6 protein-coding genes are annotated in these 10,830 nt (G+C 60.1%); 4 read left to right on the top strand and 2 right to left on the bottom strand.

Annotation, left to right across the window (positions count from 1 at the left end):
- The first annotated feature begins 31 nt into the window (after positions 1–31).
- The 4 genes from ACRESD_RS15480 (at position 32) to ACRESD_RS15465 (ending at position 4,430) form a co-directional block, all read left to right on the top strand.
- Complete coding sequence (locus ACRESD_RS15480; protein WP_431751721.1) at positions 32–802, top strand: DeoR/GlpR family DNA-binding transcription regulator; 771 nt, start codon at positions 32–34, stop codon at positions 800–802.
- A 10-nt stretch (positions 803–812) separates the two neighbouring features.
- Positions 813–2,645 (top strand): glutamine--fructose-6-phosphate transaminase (isomerizing), encoded by a 1,833-nt coding sequence (gene glmS / locus ACRESD_RS15475; RefSeq protein WP_431751720.1) that lies wholly within the window; start codon positions 813–815, stop codon positions 2,643–2,645.
- 70 nt (positions 2,646–2,715) lie between these two features.
- A complete protein-coding gene (locus tag ACRESD_RS15470) occupies positions 2,716–3,096 on the top strand; it encodes a hypothetical protein (RefSeq protein WP_431751719.1) in 381 nt (126 codons plus the stop codon).
- Positions 3,097–3,227: 131 nt separating this feature from the next.
- The gene (locus ACRESD_RS15465) at positions 3,228–4,430 is read left to right on the top strand and encodes a Fic family protein (RefSeq protein WP_431751718.1); all 1,203 of its coding nucleotides are present in this window, start codon (positions 3,228–3,230) and stop codon (positions 4,428–4,430) included.
- Between the two features lie 44 nt (positions 4,431–4,474).
- Here ACRESD_RS15465 and pbpC read toward each other — a convergent pair whose 3' ends face one another.
- Positions 4,475–6,772, bottom strand: a complete 2,298-nt coding sequence (pbpC, locus tag ACRESD_RS15460; RefSeq protein WP_431751717.1) for a penicillin-binding protein 1C — start codon at positions 6,770–6,772, stop codon at positions 4,475–4,477.
- A partial coding sequence (locus ACRESD_RS15455) for an alpha-2-macroglobulin family protein (protein ID WP_431751716.1) occupies positions 6,753–10,830 on the bottom strand: 4,078 nt, incomplete at its 5' end. The genes pbpC and ACRESD_RS15455, both read right to left, overlap by 20 nt.

The following is a 10,830-nucleotide window of genomic DNA, read 5'->3' as shown; positions in this document are numbered from 1 at the left end:
TTCGTTATCTTTCGAAACGAAATTTAAGCCCATCATGTCGAAACGAAATACTCCCCAACGACGCCACAACATCCTGACCTTGCTCAATGAACAGGGCGAAGTCAGCGTGGACGAGTTGGCCAAGCATTTCGAAACGTCGGAAGTGACTATCCGCAAGGACCTCGCTGCCCTCGAAAGTAACGGCCTGTTGCTGCGCCGCTACGGCGGCGCAATCACCATGCCCCAGGAACTGGTGGGCGACGCTGCCCAGCCCATCTCGGCCTACAAGCGCGCTATCGCCCGTGCGGCCGTGATGCGCTTGCGTGAACACGCACGCATCATCATCGACAGCGGCAGTACGACAGCCGCAATGATCCCAGAACTGGGCCACCAGCCTGGGTTGGTAGTGATGACCAACTCCCTCAACGTGGCCCGTGCCTTGAGTGAGTTGGAACACGAGCCGGTGCTGTTGATGACCGGTGGCACCTGGGACCCGCATTCGGATTCGTTCCAGGGCCAAGTCGCCGAGCAAGTGCTGCGTTCCTATGATTTTGACCAGTTGTTCATCGGTGCCGACGGCATCGACCTGGAACGTGGCACCACCACCTTTAACGAATTGCTGGGCCTGAGCCGCGTCATGGCCGAGGTCGCCCGTGAAGTGGTGGTGATGGTCGAATCCGACAAGATCGGCCGCAAGATTCCCAATCTGGAACTGCCTTGGAGCAGCGTCCATACCCTCATTACTGATGATCGCCTGCCGCCTGAGGCCCGCGACCAGATCCAAGCCCGCGGCATTACGCTGATATGCGCGGCAGTCATCTAGGAGAAACACCATGTGTGGAATTGTTGGCGCAGTCGCTGAACGTAACGTTACTGCCATCCTGATCGAAGGCCTCAAACGTCTGGAATACCGCGGCTATGACAGCGCCGGCGTGGCGGTTTTCACCAACGCCGGCAAGCTGGAGCGCATGCGTCGTCCGGGCAAGGTCAGCGAGTTGGACCAGGCATTGGCCGGCGAGCCGCTGGTGGGTCGCCTGGGTATCGCCCACACCCGCTGGGCCACTCACGGTGCGCCGTGCGAACGCAACGCGCACCCGCACTTCTCCGGTGACCTGGCGGTTGTGCACAACGGCATCATCGAAAACCACGAAGTGCTGCGTGAACAGCTCAAGGGCCTGGGTTACGTATTCACCTCGGACACCGACACCGAAGTCATCGCCCACCTGCTGAACCACAAACTCAAGGACCACAGCGACCTGACCACCGCCCTCAAGGCCACGGTCAAGGAACTGCACGGTGCCTATGGCTTGGCCGTGATCAGTGCCAGCCAGCCTGATCGCGTAGTGGCTGCTCGTAGTGGCAGCCCGCTGGTGATTGGCCTGGGCCTGGGTGAAAACTTCCTGGCATCCGACCAACTGGCCCTGCGTCAGGTCACCGACCGCTTCATGTACCTGGAAGAAGGCGATATCGCCGACATTCGCCGTGAAAGCGTGCAGATCTGGGATATCGACGGTCAATCCGTCGAGCGCGAAGCCGTGCAATACCGCGACGGTGCCGAAGCCGCTGATAAGGGCGAGTTCCGCCACTTCATGCTCAAGGAAATCCACGAGCAGCCATCGGTGGTACAACGCACCCTGGAAGGTCGCCTGAGCCAGAACCAAGTGCTGGTCAATGCCTTCGGCCCGCAGGCCACCGAACTGTTCGCCAAAGTGCGCAATGTGCAGATCGTTGCCTGCGGCACCAGCTACCACGCCGGTATGGTTGCCCGTTACTGGCTGGAAGAATTGGCCGGTATCCCGTGCCAGGTCGAAGTCGCCAGTGAGTTCCGCTACCGCAAGGTGGTGGTGCAGCCTGACACTCTGTTTGTGACCATCTCCCAGTCCGGCGAAACCGCCGACACCCTGGCTGCCCTGCGCAATGCCAAGGAACTGGGCTTCCTCGGCAGCCTGGCGATCTGCAACGTCAGCATCAGTTCCCTGGTACGTGAATCCGACCTGACCCTGCTGACCCAAGCCGGTCGCGAAATCGGTGTGGCATCCACCAAAGCCTTCACCACCCAACTGGTTGCCTTGCTGCTGCTGACCCTGTCCCTGGGCCAAGTGCGCGGCACCCTCGCCGAGGGCGTTGAAGCCACTCTGGTGGAAGAACTGCGCCGCCTGCCGACCCGCCTGGGCGAAGCCCTGGCGATGGACAGCACCGTGGAGAAAGTCGCCGAGCTGTTCGCCGATAAGAACCACACCCTGTTCCTCGGCCGTGGCGCGCAGTACCCGGTGGCGATGGAAGGCTCGCTGAAGCTCAAGGAAATCTCCTATATCCACGCCGAAGCCTACCCAGCCGGTGAACTGAAACACGGCCCATTGGCCCTGGTGGATGACGACATGCCCGTCGTTACCGTCGCGCCGAACAACGAACTGCTGGAGAAGCTCAAATCCAACCTGCAGGAAGTGCGCGCCCGTGGCGGCCAGTTGATCGTGTTCGCTGATGAGAAAGCCGGTATGAGCAACGGTGAGGGTACCCACGTCATCAACATGCCGCACATCCACGACACCCTGTCGCCGATCCTCTACACCATCCCGCTGCAGCTGCTGTCGTACTACGTGGCCGTGCTCAAAGGCACCGACGTTGACCAGCCACGCAACCTGGCGAAGTCGGTGACGGTGGAGTAACCCGCCCAGCGCCTGGAGGCCCAAGACTTCCAGGCGCTTTGCTTGAACTCGACGTAAGGACACGGCATCGATGCAAACTTCTTTTTCCCGGATCAGCGAGCGTTTGAACGATCGCCGGTTTGCGGTCGCAAGTAACTCCCACGGCCTTTCCGGTTCTGACACAGTCTTTCATTACCTCGTCGAAGGTGATGCGATTTCGAGCACCTACCAAGGTGGCCGAATCCTTATCGGCCAACAGGTCGGACGCGTAACAGGCCCCAACACCATTGAACTTCTTTTCCAGTGCCTGACCACGGAGAGTGAGCTGCTGGCCGGCTGGTCTCGGGGTACGGTTGGGGTCGATCACGCCGGGCGTACCACGCTCGCCTTTGAGTGGGGATGGTTGTCGGGTGCTACCGGTGGTGGGGAGTCCAGATATCTCGAGCTTCTTGCGGAAAAACAGGAAAAATAGAGTCTGAAAAAATAAGAAAAAAAATCGGAAAAGTAGTTGGAAAATTATTGTATAAAGCTGTTTGATCTCCCCGTTACTATTGGCCTTTAAGGAAAGTGCTATCCGAAAATAAATCGGAAAAAGGTGAAAAAATGACGCAACAATTTATATCCGGAAACCACTGGCTTGAACCTGTTTGGCCTTCCCCTGGTTTCCCTGCGTCAATTTTACGTACGGCAGAAACGTTGTCGTTTCGCGCTGGAAAACTTACCGGTTTACTCCCTGAAAGTACCGCAACTCGCATCGGTGGTCTGATGCGAATCACCAATAGTTATTACAGTAACCTTATCGAAGGCCAGTACACCGAGCCTGCTACCTTGTCCGCGCGAGTGCCGAGACGCGACTCCAAAGAGTTACGCGAGCTGGCGCAAAGTCAAATTGGTGCTCAAGAATTGCTTGAGCGAGCGGTGCGCCGGTCGACGTCAATTGAGGTGCATTGGGGCGTTTTCTTCGCCCCGAAATTCATATCAGTCATCCATCGCCGCCTGTTTGCAGGTGGCAATGAAGATGACCTGCGTCTCAGTGAGGGACGCTTACTCATACCAGGCCAGCTACGGGATACTGCGCAACGTAATGTATTGGTGGGTGACCATGCTGCGCCTGCGTGGGAGTCTGTCACTCCCATGCTTACACGCCTGCAACATGTCTATGGTGGGCAACCAGACCTGATCTCACGAATCCTCAGCACTCTTGCTTATCACCATCGACTTGCGTTTATTCATCCATTTGAAGATGGCAATGGTCGAGTGGTGCGCATGATGACGCATTTACAGTTGATGCGACTTGGGCTTGCATCTCCACTTTGGTCGCTATCTCGGGGGCTGGCGCGAAAGCAGGACGAATATTATGGGCGCTTGCGCGCTGCCGATCAGCCTCGTCGAGGGGATCTCGACGGTCGTGGCCAACTGACACAAAGCGGATTATTCGAGTTTGTGGAGTTTATGCTGCAAGTCTGCGTTGATCAGATGGAGTACGTGGAGCAAGCGATGGCTCTTGTAAACCTACGCCAGCGACTCGAAAGAGTAATTGGGCTTGAAGGCCGCTTCGTACAATCTGGAGTGAAACAGGAAATGGCCAAGGCAATCCATATCCTGCTTACCCAGGGTGAGATTGCCAGGGCGGACTTTAAAATTTTCTCTGGCCTGCATGATCGCGTAGCGAGTGATCAACTTAAGAAATTGATTGATATGGGGGTTGTGGAAGCACCATCAGCCAAATCGCGTTCAATCTTTCCAGGGCTCCCTGTGTGGTTTGCACAGATGATCTTTCCTGAACTTCACCGACGCTTTTACTGAGTGGCTCGCAGTTTCGAAATCGAGTTTTCCCAGAAGACGCCTGATCAGGGCACAAACTCCACCCGCAACCCACGGCTGGCACTGCGCCCCTGATCATCACTGACCCGCAGCCGATACTCTCCCGATTTGCCCGGCCGCCAGTTCAGCGTGGTTTGCGGCGAGCCTTGGCCAATCAACGTCTGGTTGGCAAACCAATACAGCGTCACCGCATCGCTGGCCGCGTTGGCATTCAACGGGATGCTTTCCTGGGGTTGGGACAGGCGTAGCTGGTAACTCACCTGGGTCAGCGGTGAGCGGATCTGCGGCGCTTCGCTTGAATCGCTGATGCGGTTGGGTTGGCAGTTTTTCATCACATTGGGCGGGGCGCGCCGGGGCAGGCCGGCGGCGCGGTACAGGCGTTGCACGTCGCTGGGCCAGAACTCGAAGACTTCTTCGCGGGTGTACTGCGGATCGAACGGCGGGCACGCGGCTTTGCCGGTACGGGTGTCGATCAGCACCGGGCGGTGCAGGTTGGACACGCGAATCGGTGAGACGCCGGGGATGTACCAGGTCTTGCGGGTTTGCGGGCACCAGCGGTTGGGCAGCTCGCCGGAGGCCGCGCACACGTCGATGCGCACCAACCCGGCGGGCGGTTTGTCGGCTTTTATCACCACGTTGGGCAAGGCCAGCGGCAGGGCGTCGGCGATGCGGAAGAACAGCGGTGCAGCCGTCTTGGCGCCGATAAACGTCGGGTTCGGCCGGCCGTCGAAATTGCCAACCCACACCACCAGCACGTACGGGCCGACCAGGCCGGCGCTCCAGGCATCGTGAAAACCCCAGGAGGTGCCGGTTTTCCACGCGGTACGCCAGTGACGGCCAGGTAGGCCATCCGGGCGTGGGTTATGGCGCAGCATGTCACGCACCATAAAGGCGGCCTGAGGTGTCAGCAGTGAGGCACCGGTGGATTGGGGTTGTTCCTGCAGATAGCGCAACGGTCGCAGGTGCCCGTCACCCGCCAGCATGACATACAGGCGTGCCAGCTCTTCGGGCGTCATTTCGCCGCCACCGAGGGCCAGCGCCAGGCCGTAATGGCTTTCGTCGCGCAGCCCTTTGATACCGGCACGTTGCAGCAGACCGTACAGCGAAGGCGATTTGACCTGACTGGCTAGCCAGACCGCCGGGATATTACGGCTACGGATCAACGCATCCCGAGCCGTCAGCGGCCCGACAAAACTGCCGTCGAAATTTTCCGGCTGGAAGTAGCCGAAGTTACTCGGCAAGTCCTTGAGGATGCTCATGGGATGAATCACACCCTGATCCAACGCCAGCCCATACAGAAACGGCTTGAGCGTCGATCCCGGCGAACGGCGGGACAACACGCCGTTGACCTGGCCATGGATACTTGTGGATAAGTAATCCGCCGAGCCCACCAGCGCCTTGACGCTCTGGTCACGGCTGTCGATCAGGATAGCCGTGGCATTTTCCACACCGGTGCTGCGCCGCTCGGCGACAAAGCCGGTGATCAGGCGCTCCAGCAGTTGCTGCAAGGGTAGGTTGAGGGTGCTGTTCAGCTCGTTGCCGGTTTGGGAGGCCAGCAGTTGTTCGCTCAAGTGCGGTGCCAGAAACGGGATCTGCTGGCGGTTGCGGGCCTCCAGAGGCAAGTCCAGCAAACTGTCGTTGCGTGGGTCTTGTGGATAAGTGTCACGCCAGTCGGCCATCAGCCGCAGCCGCGCGTTTTGCAGTGACGGCCCGAAACGTGCGCGCCGCCCCGGTTGTTGCGGGATCACTGCCAGTGCCAAGGCTTCGGACAACGACAACTGCGTCGCCGATTTGCCGAAATAAATGCGGCTGGCCGCCTCGGCACCTTCGATATTGCCGCCCATGGGCGCCAGGTTCAGGTACGCCTCGAGGATGTCGTGCTTGCTGTAGCGCGCCTCCAGCCACAGTGCCAAAGCCATTTGCTGCAATTTACCCGGCACTTGGCGCGTGTTCAGATCCCACAGGCGCCGCGCCAGTTGCATGCTCAAGGTCGAACCGCCCTGGCGCTGCCCGCCGCTGTAGGTGGCCATGGCTGCGCGCAACAACGCCGGGGGGTTGATCCCCGGGTGCCAGTAGAAATTGCGGTCTTCCTTGAGCAGCAAGGCTTCGACCAATGATGGCGACATGCGCTCCAGCGGTAGCCACAGGCGATATTGCCCATCATCCGCCAAGGTCATGCGCAGCAGCGAACCGTCGTCGGCCAATACTACCCGTGACGATGTGACGGCCTGTTCCAGCGAGGCGTGGGGCCACAACCTCAGCCCCACCAGGATCACTGCCGCTGCCAGCAGCGGCGTCAGGCGTTTAAGGCTTGGTAATTTCAAGCTGGCCTACTTTGCCGCGCCCTTGCAGGGTGGTTTCGTACATACCCTCGGCGTAGGCCGGTGGCGTGTTGAAGGTGCCTGCGTTGGTGGCGCGCACACGATAGACGAAGGTACCTACGTCACGCAGGGCAGTGCCGTACAACACCACTCGATCATCCCGCACGTCCACGTATTCCGGCTGCCAGTTGCTCAGCTCGGTCTCGCCGATCGGCGCTTGCCAGGCGTCTGCCTCTTCATCACCGTCGGCGGTTTCCACGTACTCGGAATCATCGCCTTCACTTTCCTCGGTGCTGGCGGCTTCCGGCTCCGGCGGCAAGTTATACACAGGCTCGACACCACCTGGCAGCAGGTCGACCACGGCCACTTGCTGCACCTGGTCACGGTCGGTGGCGCGCAGACGCAGGCGCACCAGGAACTCATCGCCCACGGCGACCTTGCTCACCGGCTCACCTTTGAGGTCGAGGTACTCGTGGATGATTTCCAGGCCATTGTTGATCGGCTTGAGTTTGGCGCCTTTGTCGAAACCCGCTTCGCTGAGCATGTAGAACGCGGCCGGGCCGTCGGTTTTTTCCATCACCAGCTTTTGCGTGGTGCTCGGTACGGCGGCACGCGGTGGCAGGCCGGCCATTTCCAGCAATTGCTGCTGCTTGTCACCCAGCCAGGCGGTGGCCTTGAGGGTCATGTCGCTTTGTGCGCGCTGGCCATAGTTGTCCAGGGCGCGCAGCAGCAGTGCCGCCGACAACGAGTTGTAGCGCTGCTCGTTCAGGCGTTTGCCGAGTTTATCCAGCAAGGCCGTCGGCACATCGTTCAGCAACTCAGGGAAGTGTCGCGCCAACAGGTGCAGGTGCTCGGCATCGTGCACCAGCGGGTCGTAATACAGGCCGTCGCTGTCCCACTTATCCACCAGCGAACGCCATGGGATTTTGCGGAACAGCGTATCGGCCTGGCGATCCTGCTTGAGCAGCTTGTAACTGGCGGCGAGGTAGGCGGCGCCCAGGTCGTTCTGCCAGCTGTCCTTGAAGTAGTTTTCGTAGCGTTCGCGGATATCGCTCAAGGCGCCGCTCACCAGAATCCCCTGACGACTCAGCAGGTAACTGGCGTAGGCCCGGTTGCGCAGTTCCGACAGGCCTTCGCTAGGACCATTGGCCAGCTCTGTCAGGTAAGCGTTAGAGCGTACCAGCAGATCTTCCGGTACAGGCAGCCCGCGCTCCTTGGCTTCGATCAGAAAGTCGGTGGCGTACAGGCTGGCATACGGCGCAACGTCTGGGTTAGCGGCCCACAAACCGAAACCGCCGGCCGAGTTCTGACGCTGGCGCAGCATGCGCACCGCGCCGCTGAAGGCCTGCTCGGCCTCCGGTGCAGTGCCGCCCCAGATCAACGCCGGCATGGCCTTGGACACCAATTGCTCGGTGCAGGCGTAGCCGTAGTCGTCCAGGTAATGCTTGAGCCCGTTGGCCCACACCAGCGGCGAGGCTGCCACGCCCAGTTGCACGTCGCGCAATTGGCTGAACAGCTCACGGGTCGGCTTGAGCTCTTTGCTGGCGCTGTCGAAACGGCCAAGACTCAGGGCGACACGATGCTCGCTCAGTGGCCGGATCGACGTGGTTTCGGCGACTTGGATGCGTTTGCCGTTCGGCAATACCGCCACAAAGCGCAGGTCTGCCGAGCCGAGGGTTTCGCCGACCTTGATCTTGAACTCAGCGGTGCCCTCCTTGCGCGGTTGCAGTGACAACGTACTGCCCTTGTCGCCTTGCACAAGCAGCCCGTCGCTGGTCTGCACTTCAAACTTCACATCTGCTGCGGCGTCGAGGTTGCTGAACACCCCGGCGCTGACATTGAACACATCCCCTGGCGCCACGAAGGCTGGCACGTTCGGCGTAATCACAATCGGGCCGCGCACTTCAGTGTTGGCCTCGCTGACGCCGACGCTGTCGCTATCCACGGCCACCGCAAACAGGTGCAATTTGCCGTTGAAGCTGTCGGGCACCTGGTAATGCAGCACGGTTTCACCGGCCGGCAAATCCACCAGCCCGGACCACCACGCCACGGGTGGCTGATGTTTGCGCTTGAAGGGGTTCAAGTGGTTGGCCAGGGCGCCTTCGGTATCGCCACCGGGCGCTGCCCCACTGAGCAGGCGGCTGAATTCCGGCAGGATCAGGTCAAGAATCTGACTGGTGCCGACCTCCAGCGCACGTTTCTGGAAGAAGAAGCCCAGCGGGTCCGGCGTCTGGTAGCGCGCCACTTGCAGGATGCCTTCGTCCACCGCATACACCACCGCGCGCCCTGGGCGATCGGCAGTCACTTTGATGTCCAGCGTCTGCCCCGGTTCGATCTTCTCTGGTCCTTCGACCTTCAAGGCCATGCGCCGTGCATCCAGGTTGATGCTGAACGGCACCACACCGTAGGACAGCGGGCTCATGTATACCTCGGCTGACCCCATGTCTCGCACAAACTGCACGTTGACGTAGGCATTGCCCTCAAGCCCTGCTGGTACGCGGATATGTTGCACGCTGTTGGTGCTGTCTGCCTTGAACCACTGCTGGGTGTAGACCTTGTCGCGCTCGATGGTGATCAAGCCGGCACCGGTGTACGGCGCACGAATGCTGATAGCGATTTCATCACCCGTGGCATAGCTGCGCTTATCCAGGCGCAGTTGCAGTTCGGCATTGCGCTCCAGGGAGCGCGAGGTGTTGCCACGCCCGGCCACGCTGTAGTCGATCTGGTTGAGCAGGTTACCGTTGGCGTCTTTCAGCTGCAGGGTGAAATCCCCCGGCGTGCCGGTGTTCAAGGCCTGCTTGGCGCCTTCCTTGCTCATCGTCAACGGCGAGGCAGGCTGGCTGATGTTCTTGATGCGCGACTCGTACTTGTAGGTGCCATTGGATTGTTTCACTAGCACCGACACATAGCGGTGCTCGACCACTTCAGTGCTCAGGCCATCCACTGCCAGCGGGGTAAGGTCTGGCGCTACGGCTAGCCATTGCACTTCACGCGGGGCGTCCTTGGCGACGTACGACAGCGAGTCCTGACTTTTCACACCAACCAGATAAGGCGCAGACGACACCAGCAATGCGCTTTGCGCCGCGACGTTACGCCCACCTTCGGCCTCGAACACCTGGGTCATCACTTGCAGGCGGTAGGTGCTGTTGGCGAAGCGTTGAAGGTTGAGGTCGAGTACAGCCTGGCCGTTGTCGTCGACGGTGGTTTCGGCCAGGTCTTCGGTGCTGGCTTCTTCCAGGCCGTTGTTGAGGCGGAAGCGGTAGTCGGGGTAACGGTCAAACGCCGCGAGCGTCGGGCTCAGGGACATTTTGCCGGTAACACGCCGGCCGGACGCAGGGGCGCCGAACAGGTGCATGGCGGTGACCTTGGCCACCACCTGGTCCGGTGGGACCCAGCCCAGCACCGGCGTATCGTGCAGGCTCAGGCTGACTTTCATGCGGTCCGGCTCGAAGTCGCGGACCTTGAAGTTGACGCTGCCCAGGTCAGTGCGAGTCTGCTTCTGGCCAATCAACTGCAAGGTCGCGGTGTAATCACCGGAGGGGGCGACTTCGCTGCTGGGGAAATCAAAGCTTTCGAATCCGCTGGCTGACAGCTTCAGCGGCTGGCGAATCACTTCCAGGCCACGGGGGTCGGTGATTTGCAGCTCCACCGGCAGGCCCTGCAGCGCGCCTTTCCAGTTACTGCTGCGCACAATCATGCCCAGGTGTGCGGTCTCGCCAGGACGATACAGGCCACGGTCGGTGAACAGATAGGCACTGAGGCGATCAATCGCACCGTCTTCTTGTAAACCACCTACGTCGAAGCGCGACAAATCCAACTGTTGGGACTGACGGGCAATCGGCAGGAACGATTGGTCATTGCCGCGAGTGGCCACATACATCAGCGGTGTTTTCTCACGACGCAGTTCATCCAGCTTGGCGAAATGCGCGTGGCCTTCACTGTCGGTATGGCCGCTGGCGACCGGCAATCCGTTGCGACCCATGATGTCGACTTGCACGTCGGATACAGGCGAACCATTGCTGATGGACTGCACGTACACATCATGGCTGCCGTCGCTGGAG

It is taken from the genome of Pseudomonas sp. (assembly GCF_050739995.1).
Lineage (GTDB): Bacteria > Pseudomonadota > Gammaproteobacteria > Pseudomonadales > Pseudomonadaceae > Aquipseudomonas.
This window is presented reverse-complemented; position numbering and strand designations above follow the sequence as displayed.

Bases quoted from the DNA above. Each gene is read 5' to 3' on its own strand.
- ACRESD_RS15470 (WP_431751719.1), top strand. From the start codon at position 2,716: ATGCAAACTTCTTTTTCCCGGATCAGCGAGCGTTTGAACGATCGCCGG.
- glmS (WP_431751720.1), top strand. From the start codon at position 813: ATGTGTGGAATTGTTGGCGCAGTCGCTGAACGTAACGTTACTGCCATC.
- ACRESD_RS15465 (WP_431751718.1), top strand. From the start codon at position 3,228: ATGACGCAACAATTTATATCCGGAAACCACTGGCTTGAACCTGTTTGG.